The organism is Microbacterium foliorum, from assembly GCF_003367705.1.
Classification (GTDB): domain Bacteria; phylum Actinomycetota; class Actinomycetes; order Actinomycetales; family Microbacteriaceae; genus Microbacterium; species Microbacterium foliorum.
The window spans coordinates 1486131-1512824 of record NZ_CP031425.1 but is presented as its reverse complement, the minus strand read 5'-3'; the positions used below and the strand labels follow the sequence as shown (position 1 = coordinate 1512824).

Annotated in this window: 22 protein-coding genes; 5 read left to right on the top strand and 17 right to left on the bottom strand. The window is 68.5% G+C overall.

All coding sequences use genetic code 11. The features are described 5' to 3' along the window. Positions 1–37 precede the first annotated feature (37 nt). A complete protein-coding gene (locus DXT68_RS06865; protein ID WP_045255341.1) occupies positions 38–1498 on the bottom strand; it encodes an aspartate ammonia-lyase in 1461 nt (486 codons plus the stop codon). 93 nt (positions 1499–1591) lie between these two features. Then, entirely contained in the window at positions 1592–2506 is a 915-nt protein-coding gene (locus tag DXT68_RS06860; RefSeq protein WP_045255342.1) for a metallophosphoesterase, read from the bottom strand. 80 nt (positions 2507–2586) lie between these two features. Here DXT68_RS06860 and DXT68_RS06855 point away from each other — a divergent pair, with 80 nt between their 5' ends. Continuing rightward, positions 2587–3153, top strand: coding sequence for a TetR/AcrR family transcriptional regulator (locus tag DXT68_RS06855; RefSeq protein WP_045255343.1), 567 nt, complete (start codon positions 2587–2589; stop codon positions 3151–3153). 139 nt (positions 3154–3292) lie between these two features. On the opposite strand, the gene DXT68_RS06850 is transcribed toward DXT68_RS06855, so the two are convergent. After that, positions 3293–3628: a hypothetical protein gene (locus DXT68_RS06850; protein ID WP_045255344.1), complete on the bottom strand. Its 336-nt coding sequence runs from the start codon at positions 3626–3628 to the stop codon at positions 3293–3295. After that, the gene (locus DXT68_RS06845; protein ID WP_045255345.1) at positions 3625–4989 is read right to left on the bottom strand and encodes an inorganic phosphate transporter; all 1365 of its coding nucleotides are present in this window, start codon (positions 4987–4989) and stop codon (positions 3625–3627) included. Before DXT68_RS06845 ends, DXT68_RS06850 begins: the two co-directional genes overlap by 4 nt. Positions 4990–5145: 156 nt before the next feature. Here DXT68_RS06845 and DXT68_RS06840 point away from each other — a divergent pair, with 156 nt between their 5' ends. Beyond that, positions 5146–7245: a S9 family peptidase gene (locus DXT68_RS06840; protein ID WP_045255346.1), complete on the top strand. Its 2100-nt coding sequence runs from the start codon at positions 5146–5148 to the stop codon at positions 7243–7245. Positions 7246–7335: 90 nt separating this feature from the next. Here the strand turns inward: DXT68_RS06840 and DXT68_RS06835 are convergent, their stop codons facing one another. From DXT68_RS06835 to truB, 6 genes are all read right to left on the bottom strand, one after another. Beyond that, complete coding sequence (locus DXT68_RS06835) at positions 7336–8364, bottom strand: ATP-dependent 6-phosphofructokinase (RefSeq protein WP_045255347.1); 1029 nt, start codon at positions 8362–8364, stop codon at positions 7336–7338. A 222-nt stretch (positions 8365–8586) separates the two neighbouring features. After that, a complete protein-coding gene (locus DXT68_RS06830; RefSeq protein WP_045255348.1) occupies positions 8587–10731 on the bottom strand; it encodes a DEAD/DEAH box helicase in 2145 nt (714 codons plus the stop codon). 203 nt (positions 10732–10934) lie between these two features. After that, the gene (locus DXT68_RS06825) at positions 10935–11885 is read right to left on the bottom strand and encodes a bifunctional riboflavin kinase/FAD synthetase (RefSeq protein ID WP_045255349.1); all 951 of its coding nucleotides are present in this window, start codon (positions 11883–11885) and stop codon (positions 10935–10937) included. Continuing rightward, positions 11882–12328, bottom strand: a complete 447-nt coding sequence (locus DXT68_RS06820) for a hypothetical protein (RefSeq protein WP_244268221.1) — start codon at positions 12326–12328, stop codon at positions 11882–11884. Before DXT68_RS06820 ends, DXT68_RS06825 begins: the two co-directional genes overlap by 4 nt. Before the next feature lie 65 nt (positions 12329–12393). Then, entirely contained in the window at positions 12394–12762 is a 369-nt protein-coding gene (locus tag DXT68_RS06815) for a hypothetical protein (protein WP_045255351.1), read from the bottom strand. Continuing rightward, a complete protein-coding gene (gene truB / locus DXT68_RS06810; RefSeq protein ID WP_045255352.1) occupies positions 12759–13652 on the bottom strand; it encodes a tRNA pseudouridine(55) synthase TruB in 894 nt (297 codons plus the stop codon). The genes DXT68_RS06815 and truB overlap by 4 nt, the downstream gene beginning before the upstream one ends. A gap of 132 nt (positions 13653–13784) precedes the next feature. Here truB and DXT68_RS06805 point away from each other — a divergent pair, with 132 nt between their 5' ends. Next, positions 13785–14648: an iron-sulfur binding domain-containing protein gene (locus tag DXT68_RS06805; protein WP_045255665.1), complete on the top strand. Its 864-nt coding sequence runs from the start codon at positions 13785–13787 to the stop codon at positions 14646–14648. Positions 14649–14689: 41 nt separating this feature from the next. Here DXT68_RS06805 and DXT68_RS06800 read toward each other — a convergent pair whose 3' ends face one another. From DXT68_RS06800 to nusA, 5 genes are all read right to left on the bottom strand, one after another. Continuing rightward, positions 14690–16759, bottom strand: coding sequence for a helix-turn-helix transcriptional regulator (locus DXT68_RS06800; protein ID WP_045255353.1), 2070 nt, complete (start codon positions 16757–16759; stop codon positions 14690–14692). Between the two features lie 186 nt (positions 16760–16945). Continuing rightward, entirely contained in the window at positions 16946–17380 is a 435-nt protein-coding gene (gene rbfA / locus DXT68_RS06795) for a 30S ribosome-binding factor RbfA (RefSeq protein ID WP_045255354.1), read from the bottom strand. Positions 17381–17475: 95 nt separating this feature from the next. Further along, on the bottom strand, positions 17476–20325 hold the full coding sequence (gene infB / locus DXT68_RS06790; protein ID WP_045255355.1) for a translation initiation factor IF-2: 2850 nt from the start codon (positions 20323–20325) through the stop codon (positions 17476–17478). 94 nt (positions 20326–20419) lie between these two features. Next, entirely contained in the window at positions 20420–20674 is a 255-nt protein-coding gene (locus DXT68_RS06785) for a YlxR family protein (protein WP_082069042.1), read from the bottom strand. A 59-nt stretch (positions 20675–20733) separates the two neighbouring features. Continuing rightward, positions 20734–21717 carry a transcription termination factor NusA gene (gene nusA, locus DXT68_RS06780; RefSeq protein ID WP_045255356.1) on the bottom strand — a complete coding sequence of 328 codons (984 nt, stop codon included), beginning with the start codon at positions 21715–21717 and terminating at the stop codon, positions 20734–20736. A gap of 129 nt (positions 21718–21846) precedes the next feature. Here nusA and DXT68_RS06775 point away from each other — a divergent pair, with 129 nt between their 5' ends. Further along, entirely contained in the window at positions 21847–23202 is a 1356-nt protein-coding gene (locus DXT68_RS06775; protein ID WP_082069043.1) for a flavin monoamine oxidase family protein, read from the top strand. Here the strand turns inward: DXT68_RS06775 and DXT68_RS06770 are convergent. Then, the gene (locus DXT68_RS06770; protein WP_045255357.1) at positions 23171–24211 is read right to left on the bottom strand and encodes an LOG family protein; all 1041 of its coding nucleotides are present in this window, start codon (positions 24209–24211) and stop codon (positions 23171–23173) included. The two genes, DXT68_RS06775 and DXT68_RS06770, sit on opposite strands and share 32 nt — an antisense overlap. Before the next feature lie 136 nt (positions 24212–24347). Here DXT68_RS06770 and DXT68_RS06765 point away from each other — a divergent pair, with 136 nt between their 5' ends. Next, positions 24348–24851 carry a pyridoxamine 5'-phosphate oxidase family protein gene (locus DXT68_RS06765; RefSeq protein ID WP_045255358.1) on the top strand — a complete coding sequence of 168 codons (504 nt, stop codon included), beginning with the start codon at positions 24348–24350 and terminating at the stop codon, positions 24849–24851. Between the two features lie 61 nt (positions 24852–24912). On the opposite strand, the gene DXT68_RS06760 is transcribed toward DXT68_RS06765, so the two are convergent. Further along, positions 24913–26670, bottom strand: coding sequence for a proline--tRNA ligase (locus tag DXT68_RS06760; protein ID WP_045255359.1), 1758 nt, complete (start codon positions 26668–26670; stop codon positions 24913–24915). Positions 26671–26694: the final 24 nt, after the last annotated feature.

The following is a 26694-nucleotide window of genomic DNA, read 5'->3' as shown; positions in this document are numbered from 1 at the left end:
GATCTCCGCCGGGCCCTTCGTCATCTGCGGATTCCGCTCAGATCTCGATCAGATCCTCGGAGGCGATGATCGGGATCGCCGCGGTGATCGCCTCGAGACCCGACAGACGTGCGGGCGACAGCTGCTTGATGACCTCGTCGCGCGACATCAGTCCGGCCTCGACGACCAGATCCGCGACATTGCGGTTCGTGAGCAGAGCGGTCTTCGCCAGAGCGGCTGCGGCCGCGTAGCCGATGAAGGGGGTGAGCGCGGTGATGACACCGACGGACGCACCGACCATCGCACCCAGACGATCGCGGTTCGCCGTGATCCCGTCGACGCAGTTCACCCGCAGCGTCCACATCGCCTGCCGCATCCAGGTGATCGACTGGAAGATGGAGTGCGCGATCACCGGCTCGAAGGCGTTCAGCTGCAGCTGGCCGGCTTCGGCAGCCATAGTCACGGTCATGTCGGCGCCGGCGACCGCGAAGGCGACCTGATTGACGACCTCGGGGATCACCGGGTTGACCTTGCCGGGCATGATGCTGGAGCCGGCCTGCATCGCCGGGAGGTTGATCTCACCGAAGCCCGCCTGCGGCCCCGACGACAGCAGACGCAGGTCGTTGCAGATCTTCGACAGCTTCATGGCGTTGCGCTTCAGGGTCGACGAGAACGACATGAAGGAGCCGGTGTCGCTCGTGGCCTCGACCAGGTCGGCGGAGGTCATCAGATCGAGGGTCGTGATCTCGCGCAGATGCTTGAGCACGGCGGGTGCGTAGTCGGCGTGGGTGGTGATGCCGGTGCCGATGGCCGTCGCGCCCATGTTGATCTCGAACATCAGCGAGGCGTTCTCGGTCAGGCGCGTGTGGTCGTAGCCCAGCGTCGACGCGAAGCCGTGGAACTCCTGGCCGAGGGTCATCGGCACGGCATCCTGCAGCTGGGTGCGACCGACCTTCAGCACATCGTGGAACTCGCGGGACTTGTTGAGGAAGGAGATCCGCAGGAGATCGAGTTCCTCGAGCAGGGAGCGCAGCGTGAGCGAGAGACCGATCTTCACCGCGGTCGGGTAGACGTCGTTGGTCGACTGGCTGCGGTTCGTGTGGTCGATGGGCGAGAGGAACGCGTAGTCGCCCTTCTCGCGGCCGGCGAGCTCGAGCGCGATGTTGGTGATGACCTCGTTGGCGTTCATGTTCGTCGAGGTGCCGGCACCGCCCTGGATGACGCCCACGGTGAACTGGTCGTGGAACTCGCCGTCGATGACCCGCTGTGCCGCACGGTCGATCAGGTCGGCCCGCTCGGCGTCGAGGACGCCGATCTGCCTGTTCGCACGCGCGCTGGCCTGCTTGACCATCGCGAGAGCGACCACGAGATCGGGGTAGACCGAGATCGGACGCTTGGTGATCGGGAAGTTCGCGTCGGCGCGAGCGGTGTGGATCCCCCAGTAGGCGTCGGCGGGAATCTCCATGCTCCCGAGCGAATCGGTCTCGGTACGGGTACGGGTAGGCGCGGCAGAAGCCATGTCACATCCTTGTGGGTAGTGGCGAGTGTGGAGTGCGGGGGATGTCCCAAGTCTACGCCCGCACGCATGCGCGCACCGGGATACGCACCCGGATCAGCGTTTCCGCGAGAAGACCTCGAGGCGCTCGTCAGGGGTGAGCGCCGCCATTCGCTCGATCCAGGCCTGCGAGAACACGTCTGCGGTCGGCGCATCGGTCACCGGCACCACCGTGTGGGTGATCGTGTCGGCGCGGACATGCACGATCTGGAACGCCTGCGCCGCATCCATCCCGTTGACGTCGGCCGCCGGGCGCGCGACGTTCATGGTGTAGCACGTGGCCGACGACACGCTGACGGGGACACCGGCGAACATCCCGTGAGCGGAATAATGCAGGTGCCCGGCGAGGATTCCGCGCACATCGCTCCCCCGGATCGCATCGGCCAACTCGTCCTGATGACGAAGCTCGAGGATGTCGAAGAGCGGAAGGTGGCTCGGCAGGGGCGGGTGATGCATCGCGAGCAGCGTGCCGTGCGGCGCCGGCTCACGGAGGACATCGCGCAGCCACGACAGCTGGTCTTCGTCGAGATCGCCGTGATGCCAGCCCGGAACACTCGTGTCGAGGGCGATCAGCCTCAGCCCGTCGAGATCCCAGACGCCTGTCACCGGATCCGATGTCGGCTCCAGTCCCAGCAGGCCCTCGCGCAGCGCCGGGCGTTCGTCGTGGTTGCCGGCGACCCACACCACGGTGGTGCCCAGCTCCTCGGCGACGGGCTCGACCGCCGCACGAAGCCGCCGGTACGCGTCGGGTTCGCCGAGATCGGCGAGATCGCCGGTGACGACGATCGCCGTGGGGTCCGGGTGCACGGCGCGGACGGCCTCGAGCGTCCGCGCGAAGTTCGACTCGACGTCGTACCGTCCGCCCAGTCGCGCACCCTCGGCGAGGAAGTGCGGGTCGCTCACGTGGATGATCACGTGGGACGCGGGCTGGTGGCGACCGAAGACGTGCTCGCTCTCGGAATGCGCTGACATGCTCCCAGCCTAGGCCGCGCTCCGACACCGGATCCGGCTCTGCACCACGTCAGGTGTAGTGATGACGATAGGGTTCTCGGATGGCGAAGAACGAGGCACGCAGGCGACTCATCGCGGATGCGGGATTGACGATCCTCGCGACGGAAGGCTCGCGTGGGCTCACCCATCGAGCCGTCGACCTGGCCGCCGGACTGCCGGTCGGCACGACGTCGAACTACTTCCGCAGCCGTGACGCCCTCATCGAGGGACTGGTCGATCGCATCGGGGAGCGCCTCGCCCCGAGCGAGGACGACCTGGCGCGTCGGTCGTCGGCGACCCCGAGCGCCGAGCTCTTCGCCGACTACCTGCGCGACATCGTCAGACGGCTCAGCGATGACCGGGACGTGACGGTGGCTCTGTTCGAGCTGCGCCTCGAGAGCACCCGCCGACCCGAAGTCGCCGCGCTGCTCGGGGCGTGGCAGCGCGCGGGCTTCGAAGCCGACGTGGCGTTCAACGCCTCCGCCTCCCTGCCGGGCGGACGGCACGAGATCGCGCTGTTCCATTACGCCATCGACGGCCTGCTGCTCGACCGACTGACCACGCCGATCGATCCCGGCACCTCGACGGACGAGATCATCGACCGTCTCGTGTCAGGGCTGCTGCGCTGAGACGGCGGAGCAGCCCCGCAGCGTGGGCTGCTCCGGACAGTGATGATGCCCGGCGGCCCGACGACGAGACTTGGAGCCCGACCTCGGTGAGGGCCAGAGCCCGACGTCCGTGAGAATCAGTGCCCGACGACGATGAGGGTCAGTGCCCGACGACGATGATGAGGATGCCGGCGACGACGGCGACGGCGCACAGTGCGAAGCAGCCGTAGGCGCCGAGCAGTGCGATCCGTCGCTGCCCCTCGGTCAGCGGACTCTTCTTGGCGGCCTTCGCCGCCTGCTTGGCCGCACGACGCAGCTCCTTCTCGGTGATCACGGTGATGGCGTCCGTGAACTCGGCCGGGCTCACGACCGGCGCGCGGCCGCTGCGCACCAGCAGCCGCAGCCCCAGCGAATAGAAGGTCACGACGGCGCATGCGCCGATCAGAGCGGCGAGGAACACCTGGAGGAAAGCGCTCCAGTCGATGTCGACGCTCACTTCGCATCCTCGCTGTCCGTCGTCTCGGTACTGTCGATCCTGGTCGCGGCGCCGGTGCTCGGTGCGCGCTTGGAGGCCTTCGCCCTGGCCTTCTCCTTGGCATCGGCCTTGGCCTTGGCCTTCGCCTTCTCGCGCGCGTCGGCGCGCGCCTTGGCCTCGGCCTTCGCCTCGATCGCCCGCTGCTGACGGCGGGTGGGCGGCGGCATGTCCGGGTGCTCGACCGCGAGACCGGACTCGGCCACGTCGCTCATGGCGTTCGCGGGCGTCACGGCGTCCTTGCGCGAACGGAGGAACAATCCGATGATGACCAGCAGGGCGAGCACCGCATCGATCGCGATGCCCCAGGTGCCGAGCCAGGTGATCAGCAGCGCCGCGAGAGCGCCGACCGCGCCGGCGGCCGGGAGCGTGAGCAGCCATCCGATCGCGATGCGACCGGCGGTCCGCCAGCGCACCGTGGATCCGCGGCGGCCGAGACCGGAGCCGATGACCGACCCCGAGGCGACCTGAGTCGTCGACAGCGCGAATCCGAACGCGCTGGAGGCGAGGATCGTCGCGGCTGTGGAGCTCTCGGCCGAGAACCCCTGCGCCGGCTTGACCTCGGTGAGGCCCTTGCCGAGAGTGCGGATGATGCGCCATCCGCCGAGGTACGTGCCGAGGGCGATCGTGACGGCGCAGGCGATGATGACCCACAGGTGCGGATCCGCCTGCGAGCTGCTCTGCCAGCCGACGGTGATCAGCGCGAGCGTGATGACTCCCATGGTCTTCTGCGCGTCGTTCGTGCCGTGGGCGAGGGCGACGAGCGACGAGGTGAAGATCTGCCCCCACCGGAAGCCGTCCCGTCCGTCGGGCTTGCCGTCGTAGCGCCGGGTGATCGAGTAGGCGAGCTTCGTGGCCGCGAAGGCGATGATGCCGGCGGTGAGCGGGGCGATCAGAGCCGGGAGGATGATCTTCGACAGGACCATGCCGAAGTCGATTCCTCCGACGCCGACGCCGACCAGCGTCGCACCGATCAGGCCGCCGAACAGCGCGTGCGACGAGCTCGAGGGCAGACCGAGCAGCCAGGTCAGCATGTTCCAGGTGATCGCGCCGATCAGCCCCGCGAAGATCATGGGCAGGAACGCATCGCCCTGGATCGTGTCCTCCCGGATGATGCCGTGCGAGACGGTCTTCGAGACCTCGGTCGAGAGGAAGGCTCCGACGAGGTTGAGCACGGCCGCGAGGAGAACCGCGGTCTTGGGCTTGAGGGCACCGGTCGCGATGGGCGTGGCCATCGCGTTCGCGGTGTCGTGGAACCCGTTGGTGAAGTCGAAGAAGAGTGCCAGCAGGATCACCAGCACGACGATGAGGGCTGCGGTTTCCACCGGTCGCTTTCGGTCGTTGAGGAAGAAGGAGGTGTCGACGTGATCGACGTGACGAACGAAGAGTTCACCGTGGGTTTGACTTCCGTTAACCGGCCCCGTTGAATCTTCCCACCCTCCCGAGTGCCGGTCAACTCGACCTGGGCTAGCGTGGATCCCGTGACTGATGCTCCGATCGCAGACCGCCGCTCGACCCTCCGCACTCACCACGGCGACACGTTCGACGATCCGTACGAGTGGCTCCGCGCGAAGGACTCCCCCGAGGTGATCGCGCACCTCGAGGCCGAGAACGCCCACACAGACGCCGAGCTCGATCACCTCGCTCCGCTGCGCGAGACGCTGTTCCAGGAGATCAAGGGTCGGGTGCAGGAGACGGATCTGTCGGTCCCCACCCGCCGCGGCGACTGGTGGTACTACAGCCGCACCGAGGAGGGCGCCCAGTACGGCATCCACTGCCGCACCGCGGCGACCGAGGGCGACTGGACTCCCCCTGTTCTCGAGCCCGGCGTCCCGGTGCCCGGAGAGACCGTGCTGCTCGACGGCAACGTCGAGGCCGAAGGCCATGAGTTCTTCTCGCTCGGCGCCTTCGACACCTCGGACGACGCCACGAAGATGCTGTGGGCGACCGATTTCGAGGGCGACGAGCTCTACACCGTGCACGTGCGAGACCTCGCGAGCGGCGAGACACTCGCCGACGAGATCCCCGACACCGGAGGCGCGTTCTTCACCCCCGACGGCACCGGCATCCTCTACACGACCCGTGACGACGCCTGGCGCCCCGACACCCTCTGGCTGCATCGCCTCGGCACCCCCGTGGCGGAGGACGTGAAGCTCTTCCACGAGCCCGATGAGAAGTACTGGCTCGGCGCGGGCATCACGCGCAGCCGGAAGTACCTCGTGATCGCGGTCGGCTCCAGCATCACGAGCGAGGAGTACCTGGTCGACCTGTCCGGCGACCTGACGGCGGCGCCGCAGATCGTGTGGCCGCGTCGCGAGGGCGTGGAGTACTCGCTCGAGCACGCGGTGGTCGGCGGCGAGGACCGGCTCTACATCCTGCACAACGACGACGCACTGGACTTCGAGCTCGTCTCGGTGGCCGCCGTCGACCCGCTCGGCGCACGGCGCGTGGTGCTCGCGCATGAGCCGGGCCGACGACTTCTCGGCATGGACGCGTTCCGCGACTTCGCTACCGTGGAGTACCGCAGCGAGGGGCTCGAGCGCGTCGGGCTGCTCGACTACACGACGGATGCCGTGGAGGACGTCGTCTTCGACGAGCCGCTGTACTCGGCAGGAGTCAGCGGCAACCCCGAATGGCACTCGCCGTTCCTGCGGCTCGGCTACACCTCGTTCGTCACTCCCGGAACGGTCTACGAGCTCGACCTCGCGACCCGCGAGCTCGAGCTGCGCAAGCAGGTGTCGGTGCTGGGTGGCTACGATCCGCTCGACTACGGCCAGGAGCGCGCCTGGGCGACGGCATCCGACGGCACGAGAGTGCCGATCTCACTCGTCTGGAAGCGCTCGTTCGGCGCTCCCGGAGCCGAGCCTCGCCCCGTGCACCTATACGGCTACGGGTCGTACGAGCACTCGATCGACCCGGGCTTCTCGGTCGCACGCCTCTCGGAGCTCGACCGCGGCATCGTCTTCGCCGTCGCACACGTCCGCGGCGGGGGCGAGATGGGGCGCCAGTGGTACGAGGACGGCAAACTGCTGAACAAGCGGAACACGTTCACCGATTTCGTGGCGTGCGCCAGGCACCTCGTCGACGAGGGGATCACCTCCCCCGAGACGCTGGTCGCCGAGGGCGGCAGCGCGGGTGGACTGCTGATGGGGGCGATCACCAACCTCGCTCCCGAGCTCTTCGCCGGCGTGCTGGCGGCTGTTCCCTTCGTGGACGCCCTCACCACGATCCTCGATCCCTCGCTCCCCCTGACCGTCATCGAATGGGACGAGTGGGGAGACCCGCTGCACAGGGCCGACGTCTACGAGTACATGAAGTCGTACTCGCCCTACGAGAACGTCCGTGACGGCGTCGCCTACCCCCGCATCCTCGCGGTGACCTCACTCAACGACACGCGCGTGCTCTACGTGGAGCCGGCGAAGTGGATCGCCGCGCTGCGCGTCGCCGGTGCCGCGGACGCGCTGCTCAAGTGCGAGATGGTCGCCGGGCACGGCGGCGTCAGCGGGCGCTACAACTCGTGGCGGGAGCGCGCGTTCGAACTGGCCTGGATCCTCGACACCGTGGGGCTCGCCGGGGAGTGAGCCCTGCAGGGTGGGCGTCCCGGGGTGGACGCCCACTGTGAGCGCCCCGCCGTATCAGGAGTTCGATCTCTGATCCGCGGGGCCCGATGTTCAGCCGAAGAGAGCAGCAGCCTCGTCGTAGCGGCTGCGTGGGACCGTGTTGAGCTCGCCCAGAGCCTCGGCGAACGGGACCCGGACGATATCGGTGCCCTGCATGGCCACCATCTGCCCCCACGAGCCCTCGACGATCGCATCGGCGGCGTGCAGACCGAGGCGCGTGGCGAGCACGCGGTCGAACGCCGACGGGGAGCCACCGCGCTGGATGTGTCCGAGGATCGTCGCGCGGGTCTCGATGCCGGTGATCCGTTCGATCGCGGGGGCGAGCTGATCGCCGATCCCGCCGAGACGCGGCCGGTTGAAGGCGTCCATCCCCTTGTCGCTGAATGCCTCGTCCATGCCGAGCAGCTTGAAGCCCTCGGACACCACGACCAGCGGAGCGCGGCCGCGGTCGTGGGCGCTCGAGACGAGATCGCAGATGTCGTCGATCGACATGGGGACCTCGGGAATGCAGATCGCATGGGCGCCTGCGGCCATCCCGGCGTGCAGCGCGATCCATCCGACGTGGCGCCCCATGACCTCGGCGACCATGCAGCGCTGGTGGGAGTCACCCGTGGTGCGCAGACGATCCATGGCATCCGTGGCGATGTTCACCGCCGTGTCGAAACCGAAGGAGTAGTCGGTCGCGCGCAGGTCGTTGTCGATCGTCTTGGGCACGCCGATGACGTTGATGCCATCCTTCGCAAGACGGTCTGCCGCGGCGAGGGTGCCTTCACCGCCGATCGCGATGATGCCGTCGATCTTGTGGCCGTACAGGGTCTTGGCGATGTTCTCCGCTCCGCCGCGCTCCCCCTCGTACGGGTTCGTCCGGCTCGTGCCGAGGATCGTGCCGCCGACCTTCGAGAGTCCCTTGACCTCGTGTCGGGTGAGGGGGAAGAAGTCGCCGTCGACGACTCCCCGCCATCCGTCGCGGATGCCGACGAACTCGAGATCGTACGTGGTGGTGCCCTTGAGCACGATGCCGCGGATGACCGCGTTGAGTCCGGGGCAGTCGCCGCCGCTCGTCAGAATGCCGATCTTCATGCTTGCCTCAGACGGGTTCAGGGGAAAGGGAACAGGCGACGGTGCCTGCGATCGACACTATCGGTCTGCGACGTGCCGGCGCCATTCGAGAGGTAGAAAACCGCGGATCTTGACCGCGGTTCAGCCACGATCTGCCGAACATTCGCGATCGAGCCCCCTCGGACGCGAGATCGGCGTCAAGAACCGTGGTTCTTGACGCCGATCTCGGATGACGATCCTCGCTCAGGAGGTGGCGAGCGTCTCGCGCAGCAGGTGCATGAGCGCGCCGAGCTGCACGGGCTCGGCCGCAGCCTGGTCCAGGGCCTCGCCGTCGAGCGCACGGGCGGCGAGCCCCTGCTTCTGATCGATGAGCTCTGCGATCTTGGCGTCGATCGTGTGGGCCGCGATGATCCGCCACGCGGTCACCGGCTCGCCCTGACCGATACGGTGCACGCGGTCGATCGCCTGCGTCTGCTCGGCGGCCGTCCACGACAGCTCCGCGAGCACGACGTTCGACGCGGCCTGCAGGTTGAGTCCCACACCCGCCGCGGTGAGCGAGCAGACGGCGATGCCGACCCCCGGGTCGCCGTTGAAGTCATCGATCGCCTGCTGGCGCGTCGTCGTCGTCTGATCTCCACGGATCGACACCGCACGGATCCCGACCGACGCGAAGTGCGCCTCCGCCTGATCCATCACGTCGATGTGCTTCGCGAAGAACACGACCTTGCCGACCGAACGCTGCAGCTGGGCGGCGTAGTCGGCGGCGAGATGCGCCTTGGCCTGTCCGATCCGACGCACCATGGTGAAGACGTTGTCGCCCCCGGTTCCCGCGGCCTTGGACTCCTCGAGCTCGTTCTGGGCGACCAGACGCACGATGTCGTCGTCGATCTCTCCCGGCGCGAGGCCCCGGTCGCCGCGTGCCTCGAGAATGCGACGGTAGCGCGCGGCGAGCCGCTCGCCCAGCTCGCGCTCCGCCTGGCGGATGCTGCGACCGAATTCGTCGTCGAGTTGCACGGGCAGGTCGGCGATGAGCTTGTCGGGCAGGTCGGCGGCCACGTCCTTCTTCTTCCGACGGACGATCCCCATCGAGATCACCGCTTCACGCGCCTCGGGATAGAAGGCCTTGTCGGCCGGGGTGAAACCGGTCGCATCGAGCTTCTCCATCAGCTCCGGTCCCGGCTTCTCACCCGTGGTCCAGCCGAGGAAGCGCCAGATCGCGTCGAAATCCTCGACGTCGTTGATGAGCGGGGTTCCGGTGAGCGCCAGCATGAGCGGCTTTCCGCCGGGGGTGCGCTCGCGCACGCGATTGGCGAGCGACAGCACGTTCTGCGAACGCTGCGAGCTGAGGTTCTTGATGAAGTGCGCCTCATCGACCACCATGCCGCGAAGCCCGATCGAGGCGAGCCATGACATGTGCCGGTCGAGGATCTCGTAGTTCACGATGAAGATGTCGGCGAAGGCGTCGATGTCCGCGCCATCGCCCTGGATGACCGTCGCGCGTCTCTGCGGAGTCCACCGCTCGACCTCGCGCGCCCAGTTCATCTTCACGACGTTGGGCACGACGACCAGCAGCGGGTAGGCGCCGGCGACAGAGGCGGCCAGCACCGACTGCGCGGTCTTTCCCAGGCCCGGCTCATCGGCGAGCAGGAAGCTCCGATGCCCCTCCCGCACGGCCTCGAGGAACCGGGACTGGTGCACCATGATCTCGAGCCCCTTGGGCGAGAGGTGGTCGTACTCGGGCGCGGGAGGCAGGTCCATGCTGGCCGCCCCTCCCCCGGCTCCCGTCTCGAATGCCTTGTACAGCGGCCCCATGAGCTCCCAGCCGTCCAGGCGACGACGCGGCGTCGTGGCCGCGCGCGGCGTGAGGTCCGGTACCAGGAACGGGTTCGCGAGCTGACGCGCCTCGACGGACGGCGGCGTGACCTGGCGCTCGGCGATCGCCGCGGAGACCACGGGCATCTGCACCGGTGCGACGTCCGCGATGATCAGCTCCTCGGGGGCGAGTTCGGCCCCCGATTCGAGCAGCCAGTCGCGACGCATGCGCTTCGCCACGGGCGACGTCGCCTGATCCGCCTCGAGAAGCTGGATGAGCGAGGTGTCGCGCGCCGCGGTCTTCGCGAGGATCGTCGCCACGCCGTCGAGCCGCTTGAGCAGCTCCGCCCTGGCGGAATCGACGATCTCGGTGTCCGCCTTCACTCTGGCGCGCTCCTCGCGCACCAGGAATGCGATCACCTGGAACTTGACCCGATTCGTGGGGCCGAGCTTTCCTCGTTGCGACTTCGCCTCGATCTCGCGCACCTTGCGCGCGAGGATCGGGATGAGTGGTGCCTCGTCGTCGCGACGAGACGTCTTCTTGCGCCGCGATGCGGCGGTTGCCGTGGTCGGCATGCTCCTCCTGAGCGTGAAGGCCGAAGCATCCCCGGGGATGCAGGGGCCGTTCTCGATGTCCGCGTGTGGCGTGAGCCAGGACCGTACGAACGATGGTTCCGGTGATCGTCGACACGACTGACGCGAGGACCGTGAACCACCGACGCCAATCCTATGCCATCGTGCAGGAGGGCGCAGAACATCGCAGGAGAGTCGGGATCCCGTCAGCGCTCTCCGGCGAGCACACGCTCCGCGTCGGTGACATCGGCGGCCATCTGGTCCTTGAGCTTCTCGATGCCTTCGAAGGCGACCATGCCGCGCAGCCGGCTCACGAACTCCACGGTCACGTCGTGGCCGTAGAGATCGAGATCGGTCTCGCCGATGACGTGGGCCTCGACCTGGCGCTCGAGCACGTCGTCGAAGGTGGGGTTGGTCCCCACCGAGATCGCGGACCGATGACGGATACCGGTCACGTGGTCGATGAGCCAGCCCGCGTACACGCCGTCGGCCGGCACGAAGGAGTCGACGGACGCCGACAGGTTGGCGGTCGGGAACCCCAGCTCGCGGCCGCGCTTGAGACCGTGCACCACTTCGCCGCGCACGTCGACGTTGCGATCGAGCACCCGCGCGGCCGCGGTCACGTCGCCCGCCATCAGGAGCTCCCTGATCCAGGTCGACGACACGCGACGATCGGAGCCCTCGAGGAAGACGTCGTCGACCACCTCGACCGTGAATCCGTACCGCGGACCGAGCTCGCGCAGGAGCGCGGGCGTGCCCTCTCCTCCGTGGCCGAATCGGAAATCCTCGCCGACCAGCACGGTCGAGACCCGGAGCGCATCGACGAGGATGCCGGTGACGAAGTCCTCGGCACTGCGGGAGGCGAACTCCGCGTCGAAGGTCAGCAGAAGGGTGGCGTCGAGAGCCAGTTCGCCGAGCAGCTCGAGCTTGCGGTCGACCGTGACCACGTTCTCGGGGCACCGATCGGGGCGGAGCACCGCGAGCGGGTTGCGGTCGAACGTGACCGCGACGGTGCGCAGACCGGACTCGGCGGCGACTTCGGTCAGACGGCGGATGACCGCGCGGTGCCCCGCGTGCACCCCGTCGAACTTGCCGATCGCGACGGCGGAGGCGCCGAAGTCGGTCGGCACCTCGTTCGGGTCGCGGAAGACGATCATGCGCCGACCTCGACGGATGCCCGTGCCTCGGTCGTCGCGACCGGTCGGTGGGTGCGGAGCCACCAGATGCCGAACACGGGAAGCACGAGCGGGACGAACAGGTACCCCCGACCGAACATCGACCACACGGTGTCGTGCGGGAACAGGTCGGGCAGGAAGATGCTCAGCGCACCGACCACCAGCACGCCGGTGAGTTCGAACACGATCGCCACCCAGGCCACGACGTACCAGCCGCGACGTCCGGCGAGCACGAGGGCGAGCGTCGCGAGGATGTACACGGCGGCGGCGAGCGCCGAGAGAGCGTAGGCCAGCGGCGCCTCGTCGAACTGCCGGAAGATCTGCACGAAGCTCCGACCGGTCGCGGCCAGCGCCATCACGGCGTAGACGATCACGAGGACGCGGCCGATGCCGGTCATCCGGGAGGTGGGGACGGTGGTGCTCATAGCGCCACCCATTCTAGTTCCGGGCCGGGGCACGGGATGCGCGCGCGGCGGGCATCCCGAGCGGATCAGGCGATCTGGATCGTCCAGATGACGTGCATGCGCCACACCATGATCGCGACGGCGAGGGCGGCGACCCCGAGGATGACGGTGCTCCAGCGACTGCGCTCCATGAGAGCCCAGAGCACGGCGCCGACGGGCAGCAGCACGGCCGAGACGAGGTAGACCCAGTACTCGAGCAGATCGCCGGTGGGAGGGTTGCCCGCCAGCGGCGCCACGATCGCGACGACCACCTGCACGACGAGCAGCAGCTCGACCAGGGCGAGTGCACCCACGGTGTAGTCGCTCGGGCGTCTGCCCGCGAAGCCGGCGACGAGGCAGAAGAGCCCCGCGACGACGGCGACGGCCACCTGCGCGAGAGTCAGCCACAGGATCATCGCTGCACCTCGGGCATGTTCATCACGCTCTTCAGGTCGGCGCCACGCTTCTCGACCACACCGACGAGGACGTCGTCCTCATCGATCGCGGCCGCGAGCGCACCGCCCAGACGCACCGCCTGCTGCGCGAGTCGCTTGCCGTGGCGGAGATCCCTCGCCTCGTCGTTCGACACCCGCAGGGCGTCGAGCACTCGGACGGCTGCGGCCGCAGGGGTGAGCAGGGCGGACTCGGTCACCGCATCCACCTGCACCGCATCTGCGACATCGAAGTCCCCGACGCGCGTGCGGCGCAGCGCCGTCAGGTGCCCGCCGACCCCGAGGTCGGCGCCCAGATCCCGGGCCAGTGAGCGGATGTAGGTGCCGGAGGAGCAGTCGACGACGACATCGAGGTCGAGGAAGCCGTCACCACGGCGCTCTCCGAGAACATCGAACCGAGAGACGGTGACCTCGCGCGCCGCGAGGACCACCTCCTCGCCGGCACGCACGCGATCGTATGCGCGGCGCCCGTCGACCTTGATCGCGGACACGGAGCTGGGCACCTGGGAGATCGCACCGGTGAGCGATGCGATGCCTGCGGCCACGCGCGCCGGAGTCACCGCAGTCCAGGCCTGCTCGGGGGCGCGGGTCAGGACATCGCCGTCTGCGTCATCGGTTGCCGTGGTCTGTCCGAGTCGGATCGTCGCCTCGTAGGTCTTGTCCGCGCCGACGATGAACGTGAGCAGTCTCGTGGCTCCTTCGACACCGATCACGAGCAGCCCCGTGGCCATCGGATCGAGCGTGCCCGCGTGCCCGACCTTGCGGGTGCCGAGCGCGCGGCGCGTGCGGGCGACGACATCGTGGCTGGTCAGCCCAGCAGGTTTGTCGACGAGGAGGATGCCGGGCGAGACCATCCCTCAAGCCTACGGTGCGCCCCGCCCCGCATCGGCACAGACACCGAGGGCCGTCGGCCGGTCTGTGCTCGACCCCGTTCGCCTAGGCTGTCGTGGGTGCGCTCGACTCCCCCTCCCGCCGATGCCGTGACGATGCCTCTTGCGCGCTGGTACGGCGACGCCGCACGCGACCTTCCGTGGAGACGACCCGAGTTCCACGACGAGTTCGGCGCCTGGGGCACGCTGGTCAGCGAGTTCATGCTCCAGCAGACCCCGGTGAATCGGGTGATCCCGCATCTGGAGGCATGGCTCGCCCGCTGGCCCACACCGTCGGCACTCGCTGCGGCGACGACCGCCGAGGTCGTGCAGCAGTGGGCGAACCTCGGCTATCCCCGCCGCGCACTCTGGCTTCACCGGGCGGCCGTCGAGATCACGGAACGCCACGACGGCGTCGTGCCGCGCGATGTGGAGGCTCTGCTCGGCCTGTCGGGGATCGGCGACTACACCGCACGAGCGGTCGCCGTGTTCGCGTACGCCGACCGTCACCCCGTCGTCGACACGAACACCCGCCGGGTGCTGGCCCGCGCGGTGCTCGGACAGGCGCAGCCCGGCTCCCCGTCCCGCCGTGACCTCGCCCTCATGGAGACGCTGCTGCCTGAGGACGCCGGGGAATCGGCCGTGTTCAACGCCGCGGCGATGGAGCTCGGCGCGACGGTGTGCACCTCGAGAGCACCTCGTTGCGAGATCTGCCCGCTCCTCGACGGGTGCGCCTGGGTGGCGGCCGGTCGGCCCGACACCGGCGATGCCCGTCGCCGTCAGGCGGCGTTCGAAGGGTCCGATCGGCAGGCGCGCGGGGCGGTGCTCAGGATCCTCCGGGATGCGGCACCGGACTCCGTGCCGCTCGATTCCGTACTGCCCGAGTGGCCGGACCCTCTGCAGCGGCACCGTGCCATCGACTCGCTCATCGCCGACGGGCTGGCCGAGGCCGACGGCGAGCTCATCTCTCTCCCCCGCTGAGAGCTCCCCGCGTCTGGCGCCGATCGGCCCGAACGGGAACGCTATCCGCCGATCCGATGCGCCAGGACCGTGAGCTCGACGCGCGTGCGCACGTCGAGCTTGCCGAAGACCCGGCCGAGGTGAACCTCGACGGTTCGCACCGACACGTGCAGCGCATCGGCGATGTCGCGGTTCGACGCACCCTCGACGACCAGCATGGCCACCTCGAGCTCGCGGGCGGTCAGCTGCGCCTCCCACGCCCGCCGCGACGACGAGAGGGGGTCCTTCGCGCTCGGCGCCGTCTCTGCGGCATCCACCCGGTCGATCCGGCACTCCACGGCCCGAGTCCAGGCGGTCGCGCCCGACACCTCCAGGAGATGTCGGGCGTCTGCCAGGTACTCCCGACCGATCCTGATCTCGCCATCGCGAATCGACCGGATGCCGATCATGGCTTCCACGCGACCGCGGGTGAACGGGGAACGGAGGGTCCGTGCCACCGCGGAGATCGAGGCACGCTCTGTCTGCCACTCCTCAGCGGGAAGGTTCAGGATGCGGGATCGAAGCCCGCGGGCGAGCGTGATCTCCGGCGGTTCGATCGGGGCGGATCGTGGCGGGTCGTCATCGGTCTCGATGCTCGACTCCTCCAGGCCCGGCACGGACAGCGACGGTCGCGGCGCTCCGCGATCGTGCCACAGCCGCATCAGCGCGATGGCCTCCTCCTCATCGCCGGCCAGGAAGGCCTCGATGCCCCGATCCACCAGCCGATCGATCCGTTGGGGCGCCGGGAGCGACGCTGTGAGGGCGCGGGCGAAGGGGCCGAGCCTGCCGAGCACGGCGAGGTCGAGGCGGCGACTGATCACCACGCCGAGGCCGGCGAACGGCAGCGCGACGGGCAGGGCCACAGCCGCCCTCATCATGCGGATGCGGGCGGCGCCGATATCGCCCCGCCACATCAGCAGCAGCACCTCGACCACCGCGCGGTAGGCGGCGACCAGCGGGCTGCGTTCGCACCCGGCGACGAGCGGGTCGACCTCCTCGTCCATTCCTGTGTCCCAGGCGGCCAGCAGACGAAGACCGCGATCGATGTCCCCGTCCATCCCCGCGTGAAGCGCTCCGAGGATCCCGCGCGAGAGCGGCCCGGTGCCCGGCGCATCGTCGATGTCCCGATCGCCGAGAACCAACCACGAGAGGGCGACGACGGGATCGCGAAGGCAGCGGTCTGCGCCCACTTTCGCGCTGCCCTCCCTCATGGCGTCGAGCCAGGCACGCATCCCCCGACGGTCACCGCGCTCGGCGCAGAGGAACGCCGCGAGCGCCGCGGCTCGCGTCCAGGAGTACCAGTCGTCGCGGTCGTCGGTCCGAGGCGCGAACGCATGGGCATCCAACTCCGGCACCGCACCCCGGACGAAGGCTTGGGCCACCAGCAGACTCCCGAGACCCTGCAGCCGGTGGCGCTCGGTCGCATCGGGATACAGCCCGACGAGCAGGCGCACGGCTTCCACCGCGTGGCCGGCGGCGATCGCCGACACCCCTGCCACGAGCGTGGCCTCGTCGCGCTCAGCGCCGGAGGTGTGCGCTGCCGCCTCGCCGGCGATCTGGAACGCCCGCACGTTCTTCCCCGTCTGCGCGAGGACGCGGGCTGTGCGGGTGAGCGCGCTCGCGGCCACCGGGCTCCGAGACGTGGACGATCTCGCCGCATGCCAGTCTGCGCACACCTGCTCTCTGCGGCTCAGGAAGACATGGTGCAGACGCGTGTGCAGGGCGACGGTGTCCGAGGGAGCCGTGCTGGCCTGCAACCAGATGCCGAGCCGCGGATCGATGAGTCGGATCCTTCCGGCATGCATCTCGATCAGATCCCCGACCGGGCTGACTGCCAGCTCAGCGGCCGTGCGGCCGTCGATGGCGAGGATCGGCTCGAGAGAGTCGCTGAGGTGCAGCGCCACCGCCAGGAGCAGATCGCGATCGCGATCGGTCAATCGCAGGCTCCCGTAGAGCGCGTCGATCTCAGGCACCGACGGCAGCGGCGACGGCAGGGCCCTGAGCCCCTGACGCTGCGCGAAATCGAGACGGGCCGCCATCGCCCTGACGGTCGCCGCGTCTCCGGTCACCTCCGACACGAGGCGTGCGACCACGTGCGGAGCACAGCTCAGGTCGTCATCCAGCAGTTCGGAGACCAGGGCCTCCAGCGAGACCGGGTCGATCGAGACCGCCCCCCGCGCACTCGATCCGTCGATGCCGAACCCCCCAAGTCCGTACGAGCATCCGCTCGTTCAGGTGAGGCTAGCAAGCCCGCACGCTCGGAGCGGCGCAGGCACACGTCAGGGGCGCGAGTCGTCCTCATCCGGATGCAAGTAGGGGTCAGCATCTCCTGCGTGCGATGCCGAGGAGGCGAGCGCGGCGACCTCCGCATCCCGCTGCTGCGCCTCGCGGAGCAGCGCGGAGATGTGGTCGGCGTTCTCGGGCAGAGCGTCCGGGATGAACTCGAGCGTCGGCACCAGTCGGGTGCTCAGCTGCCGCCCGACCTCGCTGCGCAGCATGCCGGTGGCCGATGCGAGGGCGGCGCCGCTGGCGATCCGCTCCTCCTCCGTGCCGAGCACCGTGTAGAAGACGGACGCATGCTGCAGATCGCCGCTGACACGGCAGTCGGTGATGGTCACGAAGCCGAGGCGCGGATCGCGCAGCCCCTTCTCGAGTCGCTCGGCCAGGATCACTCGGATCCGATCGGCCAGACGGGCCTGACGTTCACCAGCCATTGTTCTCTCCTTCTCCGTACCCTTCGGGCGCCCTTCGTCTCGCTGGCCCGCTGAGGAGCCGGAGCGAAGGACGCCCGAAGAGATATCGAAATCGATCAGCCGCGCGGCTTCTCGACCAGTTCGGTCGTCTCGATCTCGTCGCCGATCTGGATGTCGTTGAACTTACCGAGGCCGATACCGGCCTCGTAGTCCGTGCGCACCTCGGTGACGTCGTCCTTGAAACGACGCAGCGACTCGATGGCGAGGCCATCGGCGATCACGACGCCATCGCGGATGACACGAGCCTTGGCGTTTCGCGTGATCGTTCCCGACCGCACGATGACACCGGCGATGTTGCCGAACTTCGAGGAGCGGAACACCTCGCGGATCTCGGCGACACCCGACTGGATCTCTTCGTACTCCGGCTTGAGCATGCCCTTGAGCGAGCTCTCGATCTCGTCGATCGCGTTGTAGATCACCGAGTAGAACCGGATGTCGACGCCCTCGCGCTGAGCACGCTCACGCGCCTTCGTGTCGGGACGGACGTTGAAGCCCACGATGATCGCGTTGTCGATCGTCGCCAGGTTCACGTCGGACTCCGTGATCGCACCGACACCACGGTGGATGATGCGGAGCTGCACCGAGTCGTCGACCTCGATCTTGAGCAGTGACTCCTCGAGTGCCTCGACGGCACCGGAGACGTCACCCTTGATGATGAGGTTGAGCGACTCGACCTTGCCGTCCTCGAGAGCACGGGTGAAGTCCTCGAGCGAGATGCGCTTGCGGGCCTTGGCCAGCTGCGCGTTGCGCTCGACCGCTTCACGCTTCTCAGCGATCTGGCGAGCCATACGGTCTTCCTCGGTCACGATGAAGACGTCACCGGCACGAGGCACCGAGTTGAGACCCTGGACCTGCACGGGACGCGACGGGTAGGCCTCGAGGACCTGCTCGCCGTTCTCGTCGGCCATGGCACGAACTCGTCCGTACGCGGTTCCGGCGACGATGGCGTCTCCGATCCGGAGCGTTCCGGACTGGATGAGCACCGTCGCGACCGATCCGCGGCCCTTGTCGAGCTTCGCCTCGATGGCCACACCACGCGCACCCTTGTTCGGGTTCGCGGTGAGGTCGAGACCCGCATCGGCGGTGAGCAGCACCGCGTCGAGGAGTTCCTGGATGCCGGTGTTGGCACGAGCCGACACATCGACGAACAGCACGTCTCCGCCGTACTCCTCAGCGACCAGACCGTATTCGGTCAGCTGCTGACGGACCTTGGCCGGGTTGGCGTCGGGCTTGTCGACCTTGTTCACCGCGACCACGATCGGCACGTTCGCCGCCTGGGCGTGGTTGAGCGCCTCGACCGTCTGCGGCATGATGCCGTCGTCGGCCGCGACCACGAGGATCGCGAGGTCGGTGACCTGCGCACCACGGGCACGCATGGCGGTGAACGCCTCGTGACCCGGGGTGTCGATGAAGGTGATGGCCCGCTCGATGCCCTCGTGCTCGGTCCAGACCTGGTACGCACCGATGTGCTGGGTGATGCCACCCGCTTCGCCGTCGATGACGTTGGTCTGACGGATCGCGTCGAGCAGTCGGGTCTTACCGTGGTCGACGTGACCCATGACGGTGACGACCGGAGGACGGATCTCGAGGTCGTCCTCGCTCTCCGCCTCCAGCTCGGCCTCGAGGTCGAGACCGAAGCCCTCGAGGAGCTCCTTGTCCTCATCCTCGGGCGAGACCATCTGGATCTTGTAGCCGAGCTCCTCACCGAGCACCTCGAACGTCGCCTCATCCAGCGACTCGGTGGCCGTGGCCATCTCGCCGAGGTTGAAGAGGATCGTCACGAGAGTTCCGGGCTGGACCGTGTAGCCGGTCAGCGTCTCGATCTTGTCGGCGAAGTCCGCGATGGACGCGCCACGGCGCATGCGGATGATCTCTCCGTTGCCGCGGGTGACGTTGACGCCACCGACGACCGGAGCACTCCGCATCTCGAACTCTTGCCGCTTCGCCCGCCGCGACTTGCGCTGCTTGCTCTTGCCGCCGCCCTTGCCGAAGGCACCTGCGGTACCTCCACCGGGACCACGGCCACGGCCACCGCCGCCACCAGGGCGACCTGCGAAGCCGCCACCGGGACGTGCGCCGGGGCCACCTGCACCACCGGGTCCACCGGCGCCGCCGGGACGACCGGGGCCGCCCGGACGCTGCTGGAACGGTGCGCCGCCGGGACGACCACCCTGACCGCCGCGCGGAGCGCCGGGACGGGGGGAACCGGGACGAGGCGCACCCGGACGCGGGGCACCCGGACGAGGCGCCTGCGGACGCGGGATGTTGCCGGGGGTCGGGCTCGGACGCTGGCCCATGCCCTGAGCCGACGCGAACGGGTTGTTACCCGGACGCGGACCGGCCGGGCGCTGACCCATGCCCTGAGCCGACGAGAAGGGATTGTTGCCGGGGCGCGGGGCGCCGGGCTTCGGCGCTCCACCCTCGGCGGGCTTGGCCTCTGCGGGGCCGGGCGTCGCCGCTGCGGGGGCGGCCTGCGGGGCCGGAGCCTCGTCGACCGCAGCAGCGGGCTGCTCGGGAGCAGGTGCCGGCTTGGGGCCGGGCTTGGGACCAGGGGTCGGCGCGCCGGGCCGCGATGCGGCGGGCGTCGCCGCACCGGTCTTGGCTGCGTCGTCCTCGGCAGCACCGGTCTTGGCTGCACCGGACTTTGTAGCACCGGGCTTTGCAGCACCGGGCTTTGCCGCACCGGGCTTTGCCGCACCGGTCTTGGCTGCCGCTGTCGTGTCTGCGGACGGCTTCAGGGAAGCATCCGCCTCGATCGCCGCGCGCAGTTTGCGCGCCACCGGCGGTTCGATGGTCGAAGAGGGGCTCTTGACGAACTCTCCGAGTTCCTTGAGCTTTGCAAGTGCGATCTTGCTGTCGACGCCGAGTTCGGCGGCGATCTCGTGTACGCGTGGTTTACCAGCCACAATTCTCCTGTCTGAGTCGGTCCACCCAGACAGGGCAGACCACTAGTCGCGGACGGGTCTCATTTCGAGCCGTTCACTTTGTTTCCATAGCTGTTCAGCCTTTGTTTCTTGGTGGGTGCTGTGCGATGTTCCGCGTGTCCAGGTCGCTGGTCACGCGCAGTGCTCTTCCGAAGGCGCGACGTCGCAGGGCGGTGTCGATGCACTCCGGTGTCGGATGCACCCACGCGCCGCGCCCCGGCAGGACAGCACTCTCATCGGGGATGAGGATGTCGTTCTGGGACACCACCCTGAGCAGAGTGGAGCGGGGAGCACGCGTGCGACAGCCGACGCACGTTCGTACGGGTTCCATCTTACACCTGAGTTCCCGTACGACTCACGTGAGAGCCGCGAGTCGTACGTGCCGCGTGGTCAGTCGAGGACGCTGTCCGGCTGGATGTCGATCTTGGCGCCGGTGAGCTTGGCGGCGAGTCGGGCGTTCTGCCCCTCCTTGCCGATCGCCAGCGAGAGCTGGTAGTCCGGCACGAGTGCGCGCACGGCCTTGGTGTTCGCGTCGAGGATGAACGAGCTGGTCACCTTCGCCGGCGACAGCGCATTCGCCACGAAGGGGGCGAGCTCGGGGTCGTAGTCGACGATGTCGATCTTCTCGCCCGCGAGCTCCTCGGTGACGGCGCGGACGCGGCGGCCCATCTCGCCGATGCAGGCACCCTTGGCGTTGATCGCCGGGTCGTTCGCCCTGACGGCGATCTTGGTGCGGTGTCCGGCCTCACGCGCGAGCGACACGATCTCGACGAGCCCGGCGGCGATCTCGGGAACCTCGAGCGCGAACAGCTTGCGGACCAGTCCCGGGTGCGTGCGCGAGACCGTGATCTGCGGACCCTTGAGCCCCTTGGCGACACTGGTGACGTAGACACGCAGACGCGAACCGTGCGCGTACACCTCGCCGGGGACCTGCTCCTCGGGCGGCAGGATCGCCTCGACGGCTCCGAGGTCGACGTGGATCATGCGCGGGTTCGGACCCTGCTGCACGACCCCGGCGACGATGTCGCCCTCCTTGTCCTTGAAGTCGCCGAGCACGACGTCGTCGGCGATGTCGCGAAGACGCTGGCTGATGACCTGCTTCGCCGCGAACGCGGCGATGCGGCCGAAGTCGCCGGGGGTCGCATCCTCCTCGCCGATGATCGCGCCCTCGTCGTCCTTGACGACCTGCAGCACGGCGACGTGGCCGGTGCGACGATCGAGCTCGACGCGCACGCCCTCAGGGGTGGCGCCGTCTTCGGAGACGTGCTTGGAGTAGGCGGTCAGGATGGCCTGTTCGATGATCGAGACGAGTTCGTCGAAGGGAATCGCCTTCTCCTTCTCGATCCCACGCAGCAGACTCAGTTCGATATCCATGACAACTCCCTATTCAGCTCTCGTCGCGCGGGTGTGCACACGCGACATCCGTACCACGATACCCTGTGCCCACCGCCCGTGCCACGAGTGCGGAGCAGCGCAGCCCGGTGACACCCGCAGGAGGATCCAGTGACCACGTACGACACGATCGTGATCGGTGCCGGGATGTCGGGCGTGACCGCGGCGCGGATGCTGGCGGACGCCGGTGCCTCGGTGCTCGTGCTCGAGGCTCGCGACCGCATCGGAGGCCGGATGAACACGGACCGCTCCGCGGGCTTCCCGGTGGACCTCGGCGCCTCGTGGGTCCATGGGATCGACGACTCGCCTCTCTGGGAGCTCGTGCAGGCACTCGGCGTGTCCACCATCGAGTACACGGTCGGCAGTTTCCAGGCCGGCGGGCGCCCGATCGAGAACTTCGACGGAGACGGTGCGCGGATGGCTGGTGCCGCCACCGCGAAGTGGGTCGACGACGTCACCGAGGCCGATCGCCTGCTCGTCGAGGAGATCGCGGATTCCTCTCCCGGCGACACCTACCTCGATGTCACCGAGCGCGCGCTCGACAGATCGGGCCTGGATCCGGAACGGATCGACGAGATCCGGGAGTTCTTCCGCCACCGGGTCGAGGAGCAGTGCGGGGCATGGATCGGCGATCTCGACGCCCACGGCCTCGACGAGGACGAGATCGACGGCGACGAGGTGATCTTCCCTCACGGGTACGACGAGCTCCCCCGGCGCATCGCCGCCGGCCTCGAGATCCGACTCGACCACGTCGTGACCCGTGTGGTGCGCACGGCGGATGGAGTCGTGATCTCGACGGCGGACGGCGAGTTCTCGGCCCGCACCGCGCTGGTCACGGTGCCGCTCGGCGTGCTCAAGGCGGGTTCGATCCGCTTCTCCCCTCCGCTGCCCGATGCGGTCGCGGGTCCCGTGGAACGTCTGGGAATGGGGGTCTTCAACAAGATCTTCCTGCAGTTCCCCGAGCGCTTCTGGGACGACGACAGCTACGTGCTGCGTGCGCTCGGCGAGGCCGGCGAGCACTGGCACTCCTGGTACGACGTATCGGCCGTCAGCGGTCTCCCGACTCTCCTCACTTTCGCGGCAGGACCGTTCGGCACGAGGATGCAAGAACTCACCGACGACGAGATCGTCGCGGACGTGCTCGCCGCCCTGCACAGGCTGTACGGCGACGCCGTCGGAGCCCCCACGGCGCGGTGGATCACCCGGTGGGGACACGACCCGTTCTCGAACGGGTCGTACTCGCACCTCGCCGTCGGGTCCTCGCATCATGATCATGATGACCTCGCGGGCCCCGTCGACGGGGTGCTGCACTTCGCGGGCGAGGCCACCTGGGGAGACGAACCCGCCACCGTGGGGGCCGCCTACTACTCGGGGCACCGCGCCGCAGAGCGCATCCTCGGCCGATCGATCGACCTGGCTGCCTTCGCCGCCGCCATCAGAGCGCGGGAGCAGACTCCAGCGAATTGATCGCGCCGATCAGACGGAACAGGTTGCCGACCTGCCGCTGGTCGAGGTGGAGCGCGAGCCTCGGCAGATGCAGGACGTCGTCGTCGGTGACCTCCGGTGACCGCGGTGCGGACCGCTCGATGCGGCCGCTGACCAGCATCCCGGCGAACTGCTCGTTGAGCGCGTCGAGCTCGACGTCGGTCGGCTCGGCGCGGAGACGGAGCACGAGCGTGTCGCCCACCCAGCGCAGCGAATCGTAGTTGCGCCAGAACCCGGCGATCACGGCGGCAGCCGATTCCACCGAGTCCGTGATGACGACGCGGTCGAAGTCGCCCTCGGAGATCACGCCGGTGGGCGCGAGATCTTCGTCGATGAAGCGCTTGAGTCCCCTCCAGAAGGTGCCGCCCGGCTCGTCGAGCAGCACGATGGGGGTCGGCTCGGCCTTGCCCGTCTGCTGCAGAGTGAGGAGCTCGAACATCTCGTCGAGAGTGCCGAATCCGCCCGGGAGGCAGATGAACCCGATGGATTCCTTGATCAGCATCAGCTTGCGGGTGAAGAAGTACTTCATCGCGACGACATGGTCGCTTCCCGCGACGAGGCTGTTCGCCTTCTCCTCGAACGGCAGCCGGATCGACACGCCCAGAGACAGCGCAGGACCCGCGCCCTCGGCGGCGGCCTGCATGATGCCCGGTCCCGCTCCCGTCACGACCATCCACCCGTCTGCGGCGAGCGCAGCGGCGACATCGCGCGCCTGGACGTACAGCGGATCGTCCTGACGCGTGCGGGCGGAGCCGAAGACGGTGACCTTGGGGACTCCTTCGAACGGCGCGAAGAGCCGGAAGGCGTCGCGCATCTCCGCCAGTGCCGCCGAGGCGATCTTGAGGTCGAGTCGGTCGGTGCCGTCCTCCCCCAGAAGCAGCGCGGTTCGCATCATCCGCAGCACGAGTCGTCGGTCGGTCCTGACCCCCGCCTCGTCGAGCACGGTGTTGATCTCGGCACTCAGTGATTCCGGCAGCACGTCGTCGGTCATGCCTCCAGCCTGTCACACGCGGCCCCCGCGATGCACAGGGCACGAGCCGGGGGGGGCGAGTGGGTACGGCGCAGCACGCGCCACGGGCCGTGTCAACCCCGCGCGCGTCCGCCGGCGGTGCACCAGCATTGTCCACATGACAGAGATCACCGGACCTGAGGCACTGGCACGAGTCACCGAGCTCGTGGAGGACATCGACTTCACGATGCTGACGACGATCGACGACGACGGCAATCTGGTCAGTCGCCCGATGTCGACCCGGCAGATGGACGAGGCCGGCGACATCTGGTTCTTCACGGCGGAGGACACCGAGAAGGTCGAAGAGGTGAAGGAGCACCGCCAGGTCGGGCTCTCATACTGCGACGCCGGCGGCATGCGCTACGTGTCGGTCGCGGGCAACGCATCGGTCGTCCACGACCGGGCGAAGATGGAGGAGCTCTACTCCCCCTCGCTCGACATCTGGTTCGAGGACGGGCTGGACACCCCGGGGATCGCGCTGCTGAAGGTGACCCCCACGGTGACGGAGTTCTGGGAGCCGTCGAAGGGCAAAATCGCGTTGGCCGCAGGGATGCTCAAGTCTCTGGTCACGCGAGACACCCCGGACGACGACACCATGAACCACGGGCGCATCGTCTGCTGAGCGCTCCCTCGACGCAGAACGCCGCGCGGCCCGAGGGACGCGCGGCGTTCTGCATGGAAGATCAGCGCTGCGTGAGCCGCTCCACGGCCTCGACGATCGACACGGCATCCCGGTCGCCCGTGCTGCGATCCCACAGTTCGACCTGACCGTCGGCGGCCCCGCGGCCGACGATCACGATCTTCGGCACGCCGACGAGCTCGGCGTCGCCGAACTTCACTCCCGGAGACACCTTGGGGCGATCGTCGTAGAGCACATCGAGACCCGCGGACTCGAGCTGTGCGGAGAGGTCCGCCGCCACGTCGAACGCGACCTGATCGCGGCCCGCGGCCACGACCTGCACGTCGAACGGAGAGACGGATGCGGGCCAGATGAGGCCTTTCTCGTCGTTGTTCAGCTCGGCGATGATGGCGAGGATGCGGGTCACACCGATCCCGTACGAGCCCATGGTGACGGTGACCAGCTTGCCGTTCTCGTTCAGGACCTTGAGACCGAGCGCCTCGGCGTACTTGCGCCCCAGCTGGAAGACGTGGCCGATCTCCATGCCGCGCGCGAGCTCCACCGGACCCGAGCCGTCGGGCGCGGGGTCGCCCGCGCGGACGTTCGCGATCTCGACGATCCCGTCGGCGAAGAAGTCCCGACCCGCGACGACGGAATGGGCGTGCTTCTGGTCGATGTTCGCACCGGTGATCCACGAGGTGCCCTCGCTCACGCGCGGATCGACCAGGTAGCGGATGCCGGTGGCCGATTCCTCGCCCAGCACCGCACCGGTGGCCGACCAGGGCCCGATGTATCCCTTGACCAGCAGCGGGTTGTTCTCGAAATCGTCGGCCGTCGCGGTGTCGACCTCGGCCGGCGCGAACGCGACCTCAGCGCGCTTCTGGTCGACCTCGCGGTCACCGGGCAGGCCGACCACGACCAGCTCACGGGAGCCGTCGAGGTGCGTGAGCGCGAGAACGACGTTCTTGAGCGTGTGGGCGGCGGTGTATTCGCCGTCGAGGTTCGCATTGACGTGTGCCACCAGCGTCTCGATCGTCGGAGTGCCGGGCGAGTCGAAGATCACGGGCGATGCATCCGCGTCGAAGGCCACCGCATCGGGCACCGCCGTGGTGAACGCCTCGACATTCGCGGCATAGCCGCCCGCGCTGCGCACGAAGGTGTCTTCGCCGACGGGCGTCGGGTGCAGGAACTCCTCGCTGCGCGAGCCGCCCATCGCTCCCGCATCCGCCTGGACGATGACGTATTCGAGTCCGAGGCGCTGGAAGATGCGCTCGTACGCGTCGCGCTGGGCCTGATAGCTCACGTCGAGGCCCTCGTCGGAGGCATCGAAGGAGTAGGCGTCCTTCATCGTGAACTCACGGCCGCGCAGCAGGCCGGCACGGGGACGGGCCTCGTCGCGGTACTTGTCCTGGATCTGGTAGATCGTCAGGGGCAGATCCTTGTATGACGAGTAGAGATCCTTCACCAGCAGCGTGAAGGCCTCCTCGTGCGTCGGCGCCAGCAGGTAGTCGCCGCCCTTGCGGTCCTGCAGTCGGAACAGGAGGTCGCCGTACTCCTCCCAGCGCCCGGTCGCCTCGTAGGACTCACGCGGCATCAGTGCGGGGAAGTGCACCTCCTGGGCACCGGCCGCGGCCATCTCCTCGCGGACGACGGTCTCGATCTTCGCCTTGACGCGCAGGCCGAGCGGCAGCCAGGCGAAGATGCCGGCTGCCTGCGGTCGGATGTATCCGGCGCGGATCAGCAGCTTGTGGCTCGCGACCTCTGCACCTGCAGGGTCTTCACGGAGCGTACGGAGGAAGAAGTTCGAAAGACGAGTGACCACGGGGCAAGTCTACTGACCGTGGCC